We start from the raw sequence: 17698 nt of genomic DNA on the forward strand, positions 1-17698 counted from the left end.
GGGCGTATTCGCAATTGCGTATCAGCCTGGCATCCAGCCGCTGTACCAATGCTGCACGTGGTCCTCGCGCAGCACGTAGTCGCGCAACACTTCCTGCCTCAGGCGGTCGCCCATACGGTAGCTTTCGTCCGGGTCGGCCAGGTGCATGCGGATCGCCTGCAACCACTCCTCGGTGCTGTTGGTCTTGATCCGCGTGCACGGCAGGTAGCCTTCGTAGGCGCGGGTGTCGGTGACGATCACCGGGTAGCCGCACACCCCGTACTCCAGCAGGCGCAGGTTGCTCTTGCAGTCGTTGAAGATGTGGAACTCCAGCGGCGCCAGGGCAAGGTCGAGGTTCAGGCTGGCCAGCTTGGCCGGGTACAGCTCCATGGGCACCGGCGGGTGGAATTCCTTGAGGTACGGGCGCAGCGCCGGCGGGCACATGCCGAAGAAGATCCAGTCCACCTCGTTGGCCAGGGCCCTGACCACCTCGGCGATCACTTCAAGGTCGCCGGTGTGGCTGGTGCCACCGCCCCAACCCACGCGCGGCTTGCGCGAACTGCGGCGCTGGCTGCGCAGGCCGGTCCACAGCTGTTCGGCGAGCATGTTCGGCATTACCCGGATATCGCTGTGGGCGCCGTGCAGCGCGTCGGCCAGGGCCTGGGTCGAGACCACCAGGCGGTCGCAGCGCTCGATGCCGCGGCGCAGTGATTTTTGCAGGTCATGCGGCACGTGCTTGAGGTGGTCGTTCTTTTTCGGTACATCGACCACATAGTCGTCCAGCTCGTAAATGCAAAAGCCCTTGGAGAAGGTCTTGAGGCGCTCGATCTCCTTGACGAAGTTCTCCTGGTAGCGCCCCTGCACGATCACCACATCCGGCGAGCTGCGCTCAAGCTCCACATTGGTGGGGATCTCGAAGTATTGCTGCTGGGTCACCCAGCCGGCCTTGTCCAGCTCGGTAAGCGGCTGGATCACCCGGTAATGGCCGACGGCGCCGGTATTCATCGGCAGCGCCAGCACATGGGGCAGCGAGCGCCCGGCAAACGGCATCCAGCCGGCTTTCAAGCCCGGGTCCAGGCAAAAACCGGAGCCGCCCAGGGCCAGGTTGATGTTGTAGGCCGGGTCGCGTGCCACCCGCGGCATCCAGGCTTCGGCGAACACCTCGTGCTGCTGCACCAGGCGCGCCTGGCGCTCGGCGCTGCGGGCAGCGTCGGGCGCAGCTTCCGCCGGGCGGTCCAGCACCAGGCGGGCATCGGGCGCCCACACCACCAGGTAACCGGCCTGGCACAGGCGCAGGCCCAGGTCGATGTCGCTGAAGGCGACACCGAACTGCGCATCGTTCAGGCCGCCGACACTGTCGAACAACGCCTTGCGCACTAGCAGGCAGTCGGCGGTCACCGCCGAGTAGTTCTGCGCCACCTGCAGGCGCTGCATGTAGCCCCCCGCCTCTGCCGGCTCGCCAACGAAGGGTGAAGCCACCCCGCCGCGCAGCCCCAGCACGCTGCCCGCCTGGACCACCAGGCCGCGGGCATCGCACAGCTTGGCCCCGACCGCGCCGACTTCTTGACGTTGGCCATGGCTAAGCAACGCATCGAGCCAGCCCGGCTCGGTGACCACGGCAAACGGGCTCAACATCAGCAGGTAGTCGCCCCGGGCCTGCTGCGCCGCCAGGTTCTGCTGCGCGGCCAAGCTGGTTTCTTCGCCCAGGCTCAGCACCCGCAGCTTGCCACCACCCAACTGCTGCATCGCCGCCAGCCAGGCGTGAATGTCGGCGCCCTGGCTTGCGTTGTCGACGATCAGTACTTCGTAGTGCGGGTAGGCGGTCTTTTCCAGCACGCTCTCCAGGCAGCGCTCGAGCGCCGGCAACTGGTCGCGCACACTGATCACCAGGGTTACCAGGGGCTGCGCGGCATGCAGGTAGCGCACCTGGTTGATCAGCCCGTCGCTGTTGCGCAGCTGGTAGCTGACGCCCAGGCGCTCGAGGTGCACCTTGAGCAGTTGCGGGTTTTCCTCGATCACGGCCGCCGACGACAGCCAGGCGGCATAACCGAAGGTGCTCTCGCCCAGCACTTCTGGGATGTGCTCGATGACTTGCGGGCCCTGCGCTTCCACCAACCGCCAGAGCAGGTCATGGGGGGCCAGTTCGCGGTAGCCGGCGGCAAAACCGCCCAGGGCCTGAAGGGCGCTGCAGGAGAACGCCAGCATGCGCCCGGTGTAGGGGTAGCCGCGCATCAGGTCGAGGTTGAAGTCGGGCTTGAATACCGGCTCCTGGGACTCGCCGTCACGCAGCACACCCTCATCGCCATAACAGCAGGCGATCTGTGGGCGCGACACGATGCGCTCGGCCAGCAGCATCAGGCTGAAGGCGCTGAGGCGGTCGCCGGCACGCAGCAGGTAAATCCAGTCCGCCCCGCCCAACTGCCCGACCAGGGTGTTCAGTTGCGCGGCCCAGTCGGTCTGCAACGGCTGGCTGATGACCTTGGCGCCCCACTCCCCTGCCTTGGGCGAGTGCGACAGCACCAGGGTGGCATCGGCGGCGTAGGCCTGGCCTGCGATGCTGTCCAGCGTCACCTGCAGCGCGTGGGCGTTGCCGTCGCTGTCGATCACCACCGGCACGATGCGCGGGCGCACCGGCCAGTGCTCGCTCAGGCGCATCAGCCGTGCCAGCACCAGCGGGTCCTGGCGGCAGGCCAGCCACTTGCCGTAGAGCTCGGCAAAACTGTCGCTGTCGCTGCCGACCTTGGAGTCATGAATGGCTTGCAGGCAGCGCAGGGTGTGCACCAGGAACAGGTTGTCCCAGGCGCGTTGGGCGTCGAGCTGGTCGCCCTGGAGGAACTGCACCCGCACCCAGCCGCTGAACGGTTCACCCTCGCGGGTGCGCGCGGCGAACATATCGCGCAGGTGCTGCGCCTCTGTTGCGGCGGCGGCCTTGATGTCGGCCTGGCTGCTCAACTGGCCCGGGTGGACCCGCTCGATGCAATGCACCCCGGCAGTCACGCCCAGGTGCCCGCGGCGCAGCAGGCACACGAACAATACGAAGTCGAGCAGCGCCACAAACCCCGGCGCCAGCGCCGGCAGCAGTTCGCGCAGGTCACTGGCGCGCAGCAGCACGCAGCTTAAGCCACCGATGAAATTGAGCTGGCGCGTCTCGAAGAAGTCCAGCAGGTCGCTGCCATTGAACAGCGTGGCGCCAAAGGTGAGCGGGCTGGTTTCCAGGCGCTGCGGCAGGATGTGATCGCCTTCGTCACCCAGGTGGCGGCGGGCCGCGACCAGGCTGATCTCGGGCTGCGCCCTGAACAATTGCACCTGGCTGGACACGCAATCGGCCATCAGACGGTCGTCGTCGCAGAGGAACTTGATGTAGTCGCCCTGGCTTTGCTCAAGCCCCTGCTGCAGGTTACCGGCAAACCCCAGCGGCTCGAGGTTGCGCAGGTACAGCAGCGGGTGACGGGCCAGTGCGCGCAGCTCCTCGACCGAGGCTTCGATCTCGGGCCCACGGCTGTCGTCGCAAACGATGATTTCGAGGTTTTCGTAGTCCTGGGCCAGGGCGCTGGCCAGGGCCGCACGGAAGAACCGCGGGTTGCAGGCGGGGATGACGAGGCTGACCAGGGGGGCTGGGTTCACGGGGGAATTCTCTCGACAGGCGACTGCCCGCAGAGAATTCAGAACAGTCGCAACCACAGGGGAAACACGGCGCCGTCACCCTCGCCCGGGGCGGGCAGAGGGTGACCGCAGCAGGCGCACTCAGAGGGCGTTGAACAGGCTCAGCTGGCTGATGCGGGCAAACGCGGTCTGCGACGCTTCGAGCATGGCCTTCTGCTGGGTCAGGCGGATCACCACTTCGGCAGGGTCGGAGTCGCGGATCGACGACTGGGTGTTGGTGTTGGCGATGGTCAGGCTCTCGTTGGTGGCCTGCTGGATTTCCAGCGCCTTGCCCCGGGCACCGATATCGGTGACGGCGGTGCTCAGCGAGTCCTGGCCGCTCTGGATGTTGGCAATGGCCGAGTCCAGGTCGGCACGCAGCTGCTGGTAGGCCGCCGCGTCGCCTTCGATCGGCTTGCTCAGGGCAGTGCGCAGCTGGGCCACGGTGTCCAGTACGTTCTGGGTCTGGTGGTTGTCCACGGTCACCATGTACTGGTCGCCCGACTGCTGCGGCGGCGTGGTGCTGAAGGTGAAGTCGACACCGGCGGCCGAGGCCACGTTGCCGGCCATGGTGCCGCTCGCCACCGGGCGGCTGTCGGCGGTCAGCGGCTGGGCATACAGCTCGAAATCGGTGGCGCTGGTGAACTTGATCACCGCACCGCCGTTGGGGAACATCGCCTGGTACTTGGCCGGGTCGGTGATGCTGGCCGAGGTCACCTGGGCGCTGGACGGGTTGCCCGGGCTGCGGGTGGTGTTGATGCTGTCGGGCTTGCTCTGCAGGGTGAAGCTGTGGCCTGCCACGGCGGTGTCCGGCACGTCGCCATCCTGCAGGTTGATGTTCAGGCGCAGGTCGACACCACGGAAGCTGACCACCGAGCCGCCGGCGGTGTTCGGGTCGAAGGTGCCGCCCTGGGTGGCCTCGGCGGTGACGTCGTTGCCCAGGCTGTCGGTGATGCTGAACTGGGTGCTGCTGAGCATGGTGATGGTGTACGGCTGGCCGCTGCGGAAGCGGTCGTTGTAGGTGACGCTGCCGGACACCTGGCCGTTGGACAGCTTGACCCGGCCATCATCCACCGCCGGGGTGGCCAGGGTGGTTTCGGTACGACTGGTGTTCAGGGCCTGCTGGAACACGCTGAAACCGGTGCTGTTGCCGGCCATCTTGAGCATGTCACCGACCTGCAGCTCGAGCTGGGTCTGGTCGCCCTGGTAGGAGTAGGTGCCATCGGCATTGCGCACGAACGGCGCGGTGTCGGTCTTGGAACCGGCGAACAGGTACTGGCCGTTTTCATCGCGGCTGTTCATCAGGCTCAGCAGCTGGTCTTCCAGCTGGCCCAGCTCGGCGGCCTTGGCCTTGCGCTCGGTGTCGGTGTAGCCGGCGTTGCCCGACTCCAGTGCCAGCTCGTTGACCCGTGTCAGGATCGTGTTGATCGAGTCGAGCGTGGTCTCGGCCTGGTTCAGCGAGTTGGTGATGTTGGTGGCGTTGGTCTTGTACTGCGCCAGCATGTCTGCCTGGTTGCCCAGCTGCAGCAGGCGCGCCGCCCCCACCGGGTCATCGGCGGCGGTGTTGACGCGCACGAAGGAGCTGGCTTCTTCGTTGGTCTTGACCACGTTGGAATAGTTGCGCTGGTAGTTTGCCGCGCTCGACTGGTAGAACTGGGCCGTGGAAATACGCATGGGCAAACTCCTTAAAGCGCAGCGATCAGGGTGTTGAAGATTTCCTGCGCCGTCTTGATGATCTGCGACGAGGCGGTGTAGTACTGCTGATACTTGACCAGGTTGCCGGCCTCTTCATCCAGCTGCACGCCGGACACCGAATCGCGGGCGGCGGTGGCCTGGGTGAGGATGACGCCGGTGGCCTGGGAGTCCATCTGGCCCTGCTTGGCCTTGGCGCCCACGCTTTCCACCAGCTTGCCGTAGGCGTCGGTGATGCTGATGCCCTTGGTCGAACCGATGTCCATGGTCTGCTTGGTCTGCAGGCCTTGCAGGGCCAGCGCGTTGCGGTTGTCCGAGGAGCCTGCGCCGGTCAGCGCGACGCTGAAGGTATCGCCCTCTTTGGGCGAACCGGCGATGTCCATCTCGAAGGTGAAGTTCTTCTGCGTGCCGCTGGCGTCGTTGATCGGGTTGCCGGCGCTGTCGATCATCGGCACGCTGAAGCTCAGGGTGTTGCTCTGGCCCGGCACGAAGGTGCCGGTGCCGATGCTGTTGCCCTTGGCATCGAAGGCTTCGTAGGTTTGCGGCGAGGTGGTCTCGCTGCCGAACACCAGGCGTACCGGGGTCGAATACTTGATGCCGGTCTGCAGGTCGAGGCGCTGGGCCGGGTCGGCGATGTCCAGTACCGAGGTCAGCACCGGCTGGGTGATCACACCGGTACCTTTGTTGCCGCTGTTGGTGGTGGCGGTCAGCGGTGCGGCCAGGGCCAGGCGCTTGGCGTCGGTGAGCACCACGTCCATTTCGGCCGAGGCATTGCGGGTGGGGGTGATCTTGAAGCTGTCGCCCACTGCCGCGGTACCGCTGGCCAGGTCGATGCTGAAGCCATCGATCACCGGCGCCGGGTCGTCGTTGGTGCTGAAGGTGCCCATGTCGGTGCCGTCAGGCAGCTTCTTGACCTGGTACTGGTCAGTGCCTGGGCCGACGAAGGTCACCTGGTAGTCGCTGGTGCTGAGCTTGCCGGTATCGCGAATGACCACGTTCAGGTCGGCGCTGCCGGTGTTGCCCACTTTCGGCGTGCTGCGCGCCGACATGGCCTTGTCGCTGTTGATGTCGTTGAACAGCGCCGCGCCGAACTCACCGTTCTTGTCGATGCCCTGCCCCAGCTGGGAGTTCATCTGTTCGGCAACCACCAGGGCGATACGGCCCAGCTCGTTCATCGCCGGGGCCAGGGTGTCGCTGCGGTAGCGCAGCAGGCCGCCCATCTCGCCACCGGTGATGCTGCTGGTGATGTCCATGGTGGTGCTGCCGCGGTCGATCTTGACCGCGTACTGGGTCGGGTCGGTGGCGCTGGGCTCGGCGCTCATCTTGTTGGTGGTCTTGCCCAACACTAGCGACTGGCCGTTCTTCAGGTAGACGTCGATGCTGCCGTCACGCTCGACGGTCTGCACGCCAACCAGCTCGTTGAGCTGGCGCACGGCTTCGTTGCGCTGGTCGAGCAGGTCGTTGGGCTGGCCGGTGATCGCCGAAACCTTGGAGATCTGCTCGTTGTACTGGGCAATGCTCGAGGTCAGCTCGTTGATACGCGAGGTCAGCGAGCTGAGGTTGCCGTTGATGTTGGTGTTCTGCTCCTTGAACTGGGCAGACAGGCTGTTGAAGCGGTTTGCCAGGGCGTCGGCGTTGCTCAGCAGCAGTTGGCGCGAGGCGTCTTCGGTCGGCTTGTTGGCCGCGCTCTGCAGGGCCGAGAAGAAGTTGGCCAGGGCGCTGGTGATACCGGTGTTGCTGTCGGACAACAGGTTGTTCAGCGGCGTCACCTGGTTCAGGTAGGTGGTGCTGTCACTGTTGAGCGAGGTGGCGGTTTGCAACTGCGCGTCGAGGAACGAGTTATACACCCGGCGAACGTCAGCCAGCGTGGTGCCGGTGCCCATGAACACCTGACCGTCCTGGACCGAGCCCTTGCTGCGCTGGATGTTCTGCTGACGGGAGTAGCCGGCGACATCGGCGTTGGCGATGTTGTTGCCGGTGGTATGCAGGCCCGACGAAGCGCTCGTCAGCCCGGACATGCCAATGTTGATCAAACTCGCCATGGTTCAAGCCCTTAAAGTTTCGTTGTGGTACCGAGCGACGCGTAGCTCTCGTACGACTTCATCTGTCTTGCGATCTGCGAGATCTTGCTGGCGTAGTTCGGGTCGGTGGCGTACCCGGCCTTTTGCAGCTCTCGCACAAACTGTTCTGGTTTATCGGCCGACTTCACCGCTTCTTGATAGCGAGAGTTGTTCTGCAACAGGCTGACCAGGTCGTGGAAGCTGTCCTGGTACGAATCGTACGAACGGAACGCTGCGGTTTCCTTGACGAACTGCCCGTCGCGGAACTCGCTGGTGATCGCCCGTGCCTCGCCACCCTGCCAGTTGCCGGTGGCCTTGATGCCGAACAGGTTGTGGCTGCTGCTGCCGTCGCTGTTGCGCATGACCGACTTGCCCCAGCCGGTTTCCAGGGCGGCCTGGGCCACCAGGTAGCGCGGGTCGACACCGATGCGCTTGGCGGCCTGTTCGGCCATCGGCAGCATGGTGGCGACGAATTCGTCGCTGCCGGCGAAGGCTTTTTGCGGCGCCAGCGGCGGCTGGGCCACGGCACGCCCGAGGATGCGCATGCCGTTGCTGCTGCTGGCCGCGAAGGCCTGGGCTGGTTCCCAGTCACCCTTGACCACGCCATTGACCAACGGCTGGCCGTCGCGGGCCGGCACGGCGGCGCTGTTGGTGGTGGCCGCCGACGGCACGATACCGGCCAGCAGGCGGTCGGTGAGCTTGCCTGGCAGCGCCAGGCGCCGCGAATTGAGCGCCGCCACGTCGTTGCGGTGCACGCTGGCCTGGGTGGCGTTGGCTGCGGCATCCACCTTGGTGCCCCACAGCGCCGGGGCATTGCCCTCGATGCGCGGGAACGGGCTGGTGTTGACCGGGGCAGCCTTGTTTTTCGACAGCTGGCGCACCAGCACGTCCTGCAGGCCGATACCACCACCCTCGCGGGACAGGCTCACAGCCAGCTGCTGGTCGTACATGTCGCGGTACTGCTTGACCGTCGAGCTGTTCATCGGGCTGTCTTCGTCGGCCATCACATCGGTGGCCTTGCGCGATGCCTTGAGCATTTCACTGACGAACAGCGACTCGAATTCCTGGGCCACCTTGCGGATATTGGCCTCGCTGTCACGGTCACCGTGCTTGAGCGAGTTCAGGCGGTTGAGGTCGGTGAACGCGCCGCTGTCGCCACTGCTCGAGACCAGGCTTTTGCTGTCCATTGCCACCGCCCTCAGATCACGATCAGGTCGGCTTGCAAGGCGCCGGCCTGTTTCAGGGCTTCGAGGATCGCCATCAGGTCGCCAGGGGCTGCGCCCACCTGGTTCACCGCACGGACGATTTCATCCAGCGTGGTGCCTGGGCCGAACTTGAACATCGGCTTGGTTTCCTGCTCGGCATTGACCCGCGAGCGCGGCACAACTGCCGTCTGGCCATTGGAGAACGGGCCGGGCTGGCTGACGATCGGGTCTTCGGTGATGGTCACGGTCAGGCTGCCGTGGGTCACCGCAGCCGGCGACACCTTGACGTTCTGGCCGATGACAATGGTGCCGGTACGCGAGTTGATGATGACCTTGGCCACCGCCTGACCCGGGTCGATCTCGAGGTTTTCCAGAATCGACAGGTAGTCGACACGCTGGTTCGGGTCCATCGGCGCACTGACCCGCACCGAACCACCGTCCACCGCTTGGGCCACACCTGGGCCGAGCAGCTCGTTGACCTTGTCGACGATACGCTTGGCGGTGGTGAAGTCGGGGCGGTTGAGGTTCAGGGTGAGGCTGTTGCCCTGGTTGAAGCCGCTCGGCACCGCGCGCTCGACGGTGGCGCCAGCAGGAATGCGGCCGGCCGACGGAACGTTGACGGTAATCTTCGAGCCGTCGCGGCCCTCGGCGTCGAAGCCGCCCACCACCAGGTTGCCCTGGGCAATGGCGTAGACGTTGCCGTCGATACCCTTGAGCGGGGTCATCAGCAGGCTGCCGCCGCGCAGGCTCTTGGAGTTACCGATCGACGACACGGTGATGTCCACCGCCTGGCCGGGCTTGGCGAAGGCCGGCAGGTCGGCATGCACCGACACCGCGGCGACGTTCTTCAACTGCACGTTGCCGGAGCCTGCCGGCACCTTGATGCCGAACTGCGACAGCATGTTGTTGAAGGTCTGCAGGGTGAACGGAGTCTGCGTGGTCTGGTCGCCGGTGCCGTTCAGGCCCACCACCAGGCCGTAGCCGATCAGCTGGTTGGTGCGAACGCCGGAAATGCTGGCGATATCCTTCAGACGTTCGGCGTGGGCGGCGAACGCGCAGGTCATGAGCAGTGTCGCGGCAATCAACCGCCTAGCGTTGAACATGGTCATCCGTACTCAGAAGGGCCAGAGCGGGCTGATGAAGAAGCGATCGAGCCAGCCGGGTTGACTGGCGTCGGCGAACGAACCGGTACCGGAGTATGTAATGCGCGCATCGGCCACACGGGTGGACGGCACGGTGTTGTCGGTGGCGATGTCGTCGGCGCGGATCATGCCGGCGATACGCACCAGCTCTTCACCGGTGTTCAGGGTCATCCACTTTTCGCCGCGCACGGCGATGATGCCGTTGGGCAGCACCTCGGCGACGGTGACGGTGATCGAGCCGGTCAGGGTGTTGCCTTGCGATGCCGAGCTTGCACCCTTGGTCGCGCGGGTACCTTCGTAGCCGGCATTGAGGGTGAGGTCGCCGCTGCCCAACGGGTTGTTGGTGTTGGGCACGGTACCGAACAGCGAGGTCAGGCCGATGTCGGCCTTGCTGTCCTTGGCGATCTGCGAGCCGGCGTTCTTGCTGGCCGAGGTGCGCTCGTTCAGGGTGATGGTGATGATGTCACCCACCCGGAACGCCTTGCGGTCGGTGTACAGGCTCTGCTCGAAACCGGCCTGGTAGATCGAACCGTTGTTGGCCGCTGCCGGCAACGGGGTGCGCGGCAGAACCGGCGCGTAGTACGGGTCGTTGGGCTTGGGCGTCGGCGCGACGCAACCGGCCAGCGACACCGCCCCCCCCAGGGCGAAAACGGACAACAGACGCTTCATGTTGCATACCTCACGGTGTAACGAGCTTTATGGCTTACAGCTGCTGAGTGACGAACGACAGCATCTGGTCGGCGGTGGAGATGACCTTGGAGTTCATCTCGTAGGCACGCTGGGTGGTGATCATGTTGACCAGCTCTTCCACGGTGCTCACGTTGGAGTTTTCCAGGGTTTGCTGCAGGGTGGTGCCGAAGCCGTTCAGGCCTGGGGTGCCGACCTGCGGCGCGCCGCTGGCGGCGGTTTCCAGGAACAGGTTTTCACCGATGGCCTGCAGGCCGGCCGGGTTGATGAAGTCGGCAGTCTGGATGTTGCCGATGACCTGCGAAGCCGGGTTGCCGGCAACGGTGATCGATACGGTGCCGTCCTGGCCGACGGTGAAGGTCTGGGCGTCGTTCGGTACGACGATCGCAGGCTCCAGGGTGAAACCGTTGGCGGTGACGACCTGGCCGTCGGAGTTCAGGTGGAAGGTGCCGTCACGGGTGTACGAGACGGTGCCGTCCGGTTGCAGCACCTGGAAGAAGCCGCGGCCGTTGACGGCCATGTCCAGCGGGTTCTCGGTGGTTTGCAGGCTGCCGGTCTGGAAGTTCTTCTGGGTGCCGACGATGCGCACACCGGTACCGACCTGCAGGCCCGAGGGCAGTTCGCTGTCCTGGGTGGACTGGGCACCCGGCTGGCGTTTGATCTGGTACAGAAGGTCAGCGAACTCGGCACGGTCACGCTTGAAGCCGGTGGTCGAGACGTTGGCCAGGTTGTTGGAAATGACGGTCAGGTTGGTGTCCTGGGCGGACAGGCCGGTTTTAGCGACCCAAAGAGCCGGAAGCATCAGTATTCTCCTCGTGCGCCTGTTTTACGGCACCCGTTCAAGTGTGGTTAGCCGATTTGCAAAACACGCGCCATGGCTTCATCGCCTTCTTTGGCTGCGTTCATCATTTTCACGTGCAGTTCGAACTGGCGGGACAGGGCCAGCACCGAGGTCATTTCTTCGACGGCGTTGACGTTGCTGCCTTCGAGGAAGCCAGACACCACGCGTACGTTGACGTCGACAGCAGCGGCCTGGCCGTCCTTGGTGTGGATCAGGCCGTCGAGGCCCTTGGTCATGGTCTTGATGTCGGGGTTGACCAGCTTGATGCGGTCGACCTCGGCCATCACCCGCGGGTCTTCACCCATGGAGCGGATGCTGATGGTGCCGTCCGAACCCACCTCGACCTTTTGCTCCGGCGGGATGGCGATGGGACCACCATTGCCGATCACCGGCATGCCATTGCCGGCACGCAGCACGCCGAGGGCGTCAATGTTCAGGCTGCCGGTGCGCACGTAGGCTTCGCTGCCGTCGGGCGCCTGCACGGCGATGAAGCCCTTGCCGGCGACTGCCACATCCAGCTCGCGACCGGTCTCGACCATCGGCCCTTCACTGAAGTCGGTGGCCGGGCGCTCGGTCATGGCGAAGGCACGCGACGGTAAAACGTCGCCGAATACCGGCATCGAGCGCGCCTGCTCCAGGTCTTTCTGGAAACCATTGGTGGAAACGTTCGCCAGGTTGTTGGCGTGGGCCTTCTGGGCCAGCGCGTTCTGGCTGGCGCCGGTCATGGCCACGTAAAGCATCTTGTCCACAGTCATCCTCCGCTGCACTGGCGAACGCTTGCCGCTCGCCGTTGCTGTGCAGGCTACAAAGCAAGTTCCGAACCAACTTTTGAAATTTGTGAAAAAGCCCGTGAATACGGGCCTTTGCGGGATTTTTCAGGGCGCCTGGTGCCGGATAACCGGCGCCGGGTTGCCGCTGGTGGCAATAACGCTACCCCGTGTAGGAGCCGGCTTGCCGGCGATGGGGCCGGCAAGGCGCAAGGCAGGCCCGGCCTCATCGCCGGCAAGCCGGCTCCTACAAAGGCGCGCGTCAGCGCTATGGTTCGCGGCAGCCGGCATTGGTGTAGGGGCCGGCGAACTTCTTCCAGCCCTCCCCCGGCGACCACTGCGAGCACACCAGGCGCCCGTCGGCCTGACTTTCCCAGCGCCACCAGGGCGCGGTACCGGCCTGGGCCTGGCACAGGCAGAACGCGGCCAGCAATGCCACAAGCAACTTGTTCATCACCCCTCCTGCAAAAACGACGAACCCCTTCACAGGGAAAGGGGTTCGCCGAACACGCTCAAGCGCAAAGCATCAGGTCATCTGGATGATGGTCTGCATGATGGTGCTTTCGGTGGAGATGGTCTTGGCGTTGGCCTGGTAGTTGCTCTGCGCCTTGATCAGCTCGACCAGCTCTTGGGTCAGGTTGACGTTGGAGGCTTCCAGCGAGTTGGACTCGACGCTGCCCAGGGTACCGGTCTTCGGCGTATCGATACCCGGAATGCCCGAGGAGTAGGTCTCGGTCCAGCGGGTACCACCGATTTGCTGCAGGCCCTGCTCGTTGGCGAAGTTGGCCAGAGCCACCTGGCCGATGGCGCGCGACTGCTGGTTGCTGAAGCTGGCGAACATCACGCCGGTGGAGTCGATCGACAGGCTCGACAGGATACCGGTGGCGTAACCGTCCTGGGACTGCGACATCCGCGCAGTCTCTTCGTTGAAGGAGGTGGTGCTGTTCATCGACAGGCGCATGCCACCGGCAGCGGCCGCAGAACCGTTGGAGGCCCAGTTGCCCGATGCATCCTTGGCGGCCGGGATCCAGCCGTTGAGGGTGAAGGTGTTGTTGGTCACGGTCCAGGCGGTCGGCGGGGTGACTGCCTGGGCAGTCATCGACGCCACGGTACCGTCGGAATTGAACGTGATATTACCTTGCAGCGGAGCGGTGCTGGTCGGGTCGAGCGGGTTGCGGCCATCGACCAGAGTGTACATGGTCCACTGGTTCGTACCGGTCTTGCGGTAGAACTGCTCCATGGTGTGCTCGTTACCCTGGCTGTCGTACACCTTGGTCGGGAACGACTTGGTGTAGGTGGTATCGTCCGCAGGGTCGAACGCAGGGCCCGCAGGCGTAGCGGTCGGCAGCGGGATGATATCGGCCTCGGAGTTCAGGTTGATGCCCTGGTCGATCAGGGTGGTGGCCTTGGGCGCCAGCGCCGAGGTGTCGATTTTCAGGTCGGTCAGCACGCCTTTCTTGATGTTGCCGTTCTCGTCGGCGGCATAGCCTTGCAGGCGCAGGCCGTCCGAGGTGACCACGTAGTTGTCCTTGCTGTTCTGGAAGGCACCGGCACGGGTGTACACCTGCGCGCCGTTGTCGGACAGGATGAAGAAGCCCTGGCCCTGGATGCCCATGTCCAGCACGTTGCCGGTGTTGTTGACGTCGCCCTGGCTGAACTGCTGGGAGATCGCCGCCAGGCGCACGCCGTTACCAACCTGGTTCTTGCCAACGCCCAGGCGGTTGGCGCCGGCGTACACGTCGGCGAACTCGGCACGGGAGGATTTGAAGCCTGTGGTGGCGACGTTGGCAATGTTGTTGCCGGTGACGTCGAGCTGCTTGCTGGCTGCGTACAGACCGCTAAGGCCGATATTGAAAGACATGGTGTCGCTCCTTTTTTTGCCGTTCTGTCGGCCTTAGATACCGATGGTTTGTACGTCGGACAGGGAAACCTTGCCCACGCCTGCGAGGTTGAGAACCATCTCGCCGGTGGTGTTGAAGCTGACGCTGGTGACCTTGGCCGGCAGCAGGGTGTTCATCTGCACCGACTGGCCGTTCACCGTAGTGGTGGCGGTGAAGGTGTAGGTGCCCGGGTCGACCTTCTCGCCCTTGGAGTTGGTGCCATCCCAGATGAAGTCGGCATAACCGGCAGCCTGCGAGCCCAGCTCGATGGTCTTGACCGCGTTGCCGTCCTTGTCGGTGATGGTGATCTTCGCTTCGCTGATGGACTGCGGCACGACGAACTGGCCATTGAAGCTGGCGGTGGTGTCGACCACGGCCTTGTCGTTCTGCACGATCACCGAACGGCCGACCAGCGACGAAGCCTGCAGGGCTTGCGACGACGCCATGGCGCTGGTGATATTGCTGACCGACTCGTTCAGCGAGGTAATGCCTTCAAGGCTGCTGAACTGCGCCAGCTGGGCGACGAATTCGCTGTTGTCCTGCGGGTCCAGCGGGTTCTGGTGCTGCATCTGGGTGACCAGCAGCTGCAGGAACGCATCCTTACCCAGGGTGTTGCTACCGGTCGCGGAGCTGGTCAGCGACTTGTTGGTCGTGCTGGTGCTGACGCCGGAGTTGGCGATGACATCATTAAGATTGACGCCGCCGGTGGTATCGATTGCCATGGTCCGGATTCCTTATCACTGACCCAGGGTCAGCACTTTCTGCATCATGGTCTTGGCGGTGTTCATCAGCTCGGCGTTGGTCTGGAACGCACGGCTGGCGGAGATCATGTCAGCCATCTCCTCGACCACATTGACGTTGGGGTAGTAGACGTAGCCGTCCTTGTTCGCCGCCGGGTGGTTGGGCTCGTAACGGGCTTCGAGGTTGCTCTGGTCCTCGACGATGCCGCTGACCTGCACGCCCTGCCCTGCTTCGCCCTGGTCCTGGAACAGCGACTGGCTGACGCCGTTTTGCGCGTTCTGGAAGGTGGTGGCGAACACCGGGTGGCGGGCACGGTAGGTCTGGTCGATGCTCGACGAGACGGTCTCGGCGTTGGCGATGTTGGAGGCGACGGTGTTGAGGCGGGTGTTCTGCGCGCTCATGCCGCTACCGGCGATGTTGAAAACACTGGACAGGGACATGGTTACTCTCCGCGCAGGGCCGATACCAGCCCTTTGAATTTACTGTTGAGCAGGGTGAAGCTGGCCTGGAAACCGATGGCGTTTTCGGTGTAGTTCGATTGCTCGATCTGCGCGTCAACGGTGTTCTGGTCGATCGACGGCTGGGTCGGGGTGCGGTACTGCAGGCTGTCGTCGGCCATGGCCAGGCCTTCGGCCTCGATGTGCCGGGTGTTGGTGCGGTCCAGCGCAATGCGGCCCTTCTGCTGCTTGTCGGCTTCGGCGGCGAGCACCGACGAGAAGTCCATGTCACGCGCCTTGTAGTTGGGCGTGTCGGCGTTGGCGATGTTGTTGGCCAGCACCTCGGCGCGCTGGGCGCGGAAGCCCAATGCCTTTTCGTGGATACCAAGCGCTTTGTCGAAGCTGATGCTCATGTCGGGGAAACCTTCGAAGGTTGACCGGAATTTCGTTGGCAAAGCTTTAGCAAGGGCTGTGCCAGTTTTACCGAAGCCCGGATTCACTGGGCTGCGCCACTACTTTGCCGGTTGTGCCTGCCAGAAAAGCGGCAAGGCGGTTCCGCCCGATGGCAGGCAAGCGGCAATTGCCGGGCGGCAAAAGCGGCAAAACAAAAAATTGACGTCAGGTTTTGCCGCCTTGCCGGGGGCAACCGCCTTGTTCTGGCTGTGCCGGCCTCATCGCCGGCAATCCGGCCCCTAGAAGGTGCAATGAAAAAGGCCGGTATCTCGCGATACCGGCCTTTTTCATTGCCCCACCAGCCTTACTTGGCCTGGTAGATGATCCCCGGGCTGCACTGGACCATCTGGTAGTGGTCCGGCAGGCCGTTGAGCGCCTCGGAGGCGCCGAGGAACAGGTAGCCGCCCGGCTTGAGGGTGCTGTGGATGCGCATGAGGATGTCCTTCTTGACCTGAGCCGAGAAGTAGATCAGCACGTTGCGGCAGAACACGATGTCGAACTTGCCCAGCGCGGCATAGCTGTCGAGCAGGTTGAACGAACGGAACTCGACGCGGCTGCGGATCGGCGCCTTGATCGCCCAGCGCCCCGGCCCCTTGGGGTCGAAGTAGCGCTGCAGGCGCTCCTGGGACAGCCCGCGGGCGATGGCCAGGCTGTCGTATTCGCCGGTCTTGCAGTTGGTCAGCATGGCCCCGGACAGGTCGGTGGCGACAATCTGCGCACCCATCTTCAACTGGCCGAGGTTGGTACGCTCGAACTCGTCGATGGCCATGGAGATGGAGTACGGCTCCTGCCCCGATGAACAAGCCGCCGACCAGATGCGCAGGCGCTGGCCAGGGTTACCCTTGATAAACTCGGGGATAACCTTGCTCTTGAGCACTTCGAAGGGGTAGGTGTCGCGAAACCACAGGGTTTCGTTGGTGGTCATGGCATCGACCACCTGCTCGCGCAGGCCGCTGCGCGGCTGGGTCTGGATGCGCTGCACCAATTCGCCCAGCGATTTGATGCCCTGTTGCTCCATCAGCTTGTTGAGACGGCTGGAGACCAGGTACTGCTTATTCTCGCCCAGCAGGATGCCACAGGCTTTTTCCAGGAAGACCCGGAACTGTTCGAAATCCAAATTACCCGTAGACAAAGCTGCCGCCTCTCTCAAATCGCTAGCGCCGGGGCGGGCCCCGACTGTTTCAATGGGTTGCCTTGATGCGGTCGACAACGCGCTGGGCGAGGTCGTCCGGCCTGAACTTGGCCAGGAAGTCATCGGCCCCGACCTTCTTGACCATCGCCTGGTTGAACACTCCGGACAACGAAGTATGCAGGCAGATGTGCAGTTTTTGCATGCGCGGGTCGTTGCGAATCTCTGATGTGAGGGTATAGCCATCCATCTCCGGCATTTCAATGTCGGAAATCATCATGAGGAACTCATCCTCCGGCCGCTTGCCCTCATCGACCAGCTTGCGCAGGTAATCCAGCGCCTGGCGGCCGTCGTTCAACGCCACCACTTCGACCCCGACGGTCTGCAGGCAGCGGCTGACCTGCTTGCGCGCCACCGACGAATCATCGACCGTCAACACCCGCAGCGACACCGCCTTGACCGCCACTTCCTCGTCGACCACACCGGCCGACACCTGCTGTGACGACGGCGAAACTTCGGCGAGCACTTTTTCCACGTCGATAATTTCAACCATGCGGTTGTCGACCCGGGTCACTGCCGTGAGGTAGTGATCGCGCCCGGTGCCCTTGGGTGGCGGGTGGATCTCTTCCCAGTTCATGTTGACGATGCGCTCCACCGAGTGCACCAGGAAGCCCTGGGTCTTGGTGTTGTACTCGGTAATGATCACGAAACTGTTACGGGTTTCCTCCCGTAGCCCCGGCAGCCCGGTGGCCATCGACAGGTCGAGGATCGGGATGGTCGCCCCGCGAATGTTGGCCACGCCGCGCACCACCGGGTGAGCCTTGGGCAGCAGCGTCAGCACCGGGCACTGCAGTACTTCCCGGACCTTGAACACATTGATGCCGTAGAGCTGTTCGCCATTGAGGCGGAACAACAGCAGCTCCAGGCGATTCTGCCCCACCAGCTGTGTGCGCTGGTTGACCGAATCCATCACTCCAGCCATGCCGGACTCCTTCAACGATTGCCTGCGTACCGAGTCGGCACGGGCTTTGCTTTTTTGAGCA

At 64.0% G+C, this 17698-nt stretch carries 15 protein-coding genes; all 15 read right to left on the reverse strand.

The window, feature by feature from the left end:
- Window positions 1-21: 21 nt before the first annotated feature.
- The 15 genes from ACI2KK_RS01490 to ACI2KK_RS01560 all read right to left on the reverse strand — a co-directional run bounded on the left by ACI2KK_RS01490 (window position 22) and on the right by ACI2KK_RS01560 (window position 17637).
- Window positions 22-3603 carry a glycosyltransferase gene (locus ACI2KK_RS01490; protein ID WP_404667611.1) on the reverse strand — a complete coding sequence of 1194 codons (3582 nt, stop codon included), beginning with the start codon at window positions 3601-3603 and terminating at the stop codon, window positions 22-24.
- A gap of 120 nt (window positions 3604-3723) precedes the next feature.
- Complete coding sequence (locus ACI2KK_RS01495; protein WP_404667612.1) at window positions 3724-5295, reverse strand: flagellar hook-associated protein 3; 1572 nt, start codon at window positions 5293-5295, stop codon at window positions 3724-3726.
- A gap of 11 nt (window positions 5296-5306) precedes the next feature.
- Window positions 5307-7355, reverse strand: a complete 2049-nt coding sequence (flgK, locus tag ACI2KK_RS01500) for a flagellar hook-associated protein FlgK (RefSeq protein WP_217839677.1) — start codon at window positions 7353-7355, stop codon at window positions 5307-5309.
- 11 nt (window positions 7356-7366) lie between these two features.
- Window positions 7367-8560, reverse strand: a complete 1194-nt coding sequence (gene flgJ / locus ACI2KK_RS01505) for a flagellar assembly peptidoglycan hydrolase FlgJ (RefSeq protein ID WP_404667613.1) — start codon at window positions 8558-8560, stop codon at window positions 7367-7369.
- Between the two features lie 11 nt (window positions 8561-8571).
- Window positions 8572-9681, reverse strand: coding sequence for a flagellar basal body P-ring protein FlgI (locus tag ACI2KK_RS01510; RefSeq protein WP_404667763.1), 1110 nt, complete (start codon window positions 9679-9681; stop codon window positions 8572-8574).
- Between the two features lie 12 nt (window positions 9682-9693).
- On the reverse strand, window positions 9694-10389 hold the full coding sequence (gene flgH / locus ACI2KK_RS01515; RefSeq protein ID WP_217839680.1) for a flagellar basal body L-ring protein FlgH: 696 nt from the start codon (window positions 10387-10389) through the stop codon (window positions 9694-9696).
- A gap of 34 nt (window positions 10390-10423) precedes the next feature.
- Window positions 10424-11209: a flagellar basal-body rod protein FlgG gene (flgG, locus tag ACI2KK_RS01520; RefSeq protein WP_404667614.1), complete on the reverse strand. Its 786-nt coding sequence runs from the start codon at window positions 11207-11209 to the stop codon at window positions 10424-10426.
- 47 nt (window positions 11210-11256) lie between these two features.
- Window positions 11257-11997, reverse strand: a complete 741-nt coding sequence (locus ACI2KK_RS01525) for a flagellar basal body rod protein FlgF (protein WP_217839682.1) — start codon at window positions 11995-11997, stop codon at window positions 11257-11259.
- A 286-nt stretch (window positions 11998-12283) separates the two neighbouring features.
- Window positions 12284-12469: a hypothetical protein gene (locus ACI2KK_RS01530; RefSeq protein ID WP_404667615.1), complete on the reverse strand. Its 186-nt coding sequence runs from the start codon at window positions 12467-12469 to the stop codon at window positions 12284-12286.
- A 72-nt stretch (window positions 12470-12541) separates the two neighbouring features.
- On the reverse strand, window positions 12542-13876 hold the full coding sequence (gene flgE, locus ACI2KK_RS01535) for a flagellar hook protein FlgE (RefSeq protein WP_404667616.1): 1335 nt from the start codon (window positions 13874-13876) through the stop codon (window positions 12542-12544).
- 33 nt (window positions 13877-13909) lie between these two features.
- A complete protein-coding gene (gene flgD, locus ACI2KK_RS01540; RefSeq protein WP_217839685.1) occupies window positions 13910-14617 on the reverse strand; it encodes a flagellar hook assembly protein FlgD in 708 nt (235 codons plus the stop codon).
- A gap of 15 nt (window positions 14618-14632) precedes the next feature.
- Complete coding sequence (flgC, locus tag ACI2KK_RS01545) at window positions 14633-15076, reverse strand: flagellar basal body rod protein FlgC (protein WP_217839686.1); 444 nt, start codon at window positions 15074-15076, stop codon at window positions 14633-14635.
- A gap of 2 nt (window positions 15077-15078) precedes the next feature.
- Entirely contained in the window at window positions 15079-15486 is a 408-nt protein-coding gene (gene flgB, locus ACI2KK_RS01550) for a flagellar basal body rod protein FlgB (RefSeq protein WP_404667617.1), read from the reverse strand.
- A 344-nt stretch (window positions 15487-15830) separates the two neighbouring features.
- Complete coding sequence (gene cheR, locus ACI2KK_RS01555) at window positions 15831-16658, reverse strand: protein-glutamate O-methyltransferase CheR (RefSeq protein WP_404667618.1); 828 nt, start codon at window positions 16656-16658, stop codon at window positions 15831-15833.
- Between the two features lie 49 nt (window positions 16659-16707).
- Window positions 16708-17637, reverse strand: a complete 930-nt coding sequence (locus ACI2KK_RS01560; protein WP_369987467.1) for a chemotaxis protein CheV — start codon at window positions 17635-17637, stop codon at window positions 16708-16710.
- Window positions 17638-17698: the final 61 nt, after the last annotated feature.

Source organism: Pseudomonas sp. NPDC089406 (assembly GCF_044900265.1).
Classification (GTDB): Bacteria; Pseudomonadota; Gammaproteobacteria; order Pseudomonadales; family Pseudomonadaceae; genus Aquipseudomonas; species Aquipseudomonas fakonensis.

What these genes read in the sequence shown, in the direction of transcription:
- flgJ (WP_404667613.1), bottom strand. Translation starts at nt 8,560, where the DNA reads ATGGACAGCAAAAGCCTGGTCTCGAGCAGTGGCGACAGCGGCGCGTTC.
- flgB (WP_404667617.1), bottom strand. Translation starts at nt 15,486, where the DNA reads ATGAGCATCAGCTTCGACAAAGCGCTTGGTATCCACGAAAAGGCATTG.
- flgK (WP_217839677.1), bottom strand. Translation starts at nt 7,355, where the DNA reads ATGGCGAGTTTGATCAACATTGGCATGTCCGGGCTGACGAGCGCTTCG.
- flgH (WP_217839680.1), bottom strand. Translation starts at nt 10,389, where the DNA reads ATGAAGCGTCTGTTGTCCGTTTTCGCCCTGGGGGGGGCGGTGTCGCTG.
- flgC (WP_217839686.1), bottom strand. Translation starts at nt 15,076, where the DNA reads ATGTCCCTGTCCAGTGTTTTCAACATCGCCGGTAGCGGCATGAGCGCG.
- flgD (WP_217839685.1), bottom strand. Translation starts at nt 14,617, where the DNA reads ATGGCAATCGATACCACCGGCGGCGTCAATCTTAATGATGTCATCGCC.
- ACI2KK_RS01495 (WP_404667612.1), bottom strand. Translation starts at nt 5,295, where the DNA reads ATGCGTATTTCCACGGCCCAGTTCTACCAGTCGAGCGCGGCAAACTAC.
- ACI2KK_RS01560 (WP_369987467.1), bottom strand. Translation starts at nt 17,637, where the DNA reads ATGGCTGGAGTGATGGATTCGGTCAACCAGCGCACACAGCTGGTGGGG.
- flgG (WP_404667614.1), bottom strand. Translation starts at nt 11,209, where the DNA reads ATGCTTCCGGCTCTTTGGGTCGCTAAAACCGGCCTGTCCGCCCAGGAC.
- ACI2KK_RS01510 (WP_404667763.1), bottom strand. Translation starts at nt 9,681, where the DNA reads ATGTTCAACGCTAGGCGGTTGATTGCCGCGACACTGCTCATGACCTGC.
- ACI2KK_RS01530 (WP_404667615.1), bottom strand. Translation starts at nt 12,469, where the DNA reads ATGAACAAGTTGCTTGTGGCATTGCTGGCCGCGTTCTGCCTGTGCCAG.
- flgE (WP_404667616.1), bottom strand. Translation starts at nt 13,876, where the DNA reads ATGTCTTTCAATATCGGCCTTAGCGGTCTGTACGCAGCCAGCAAGCAG.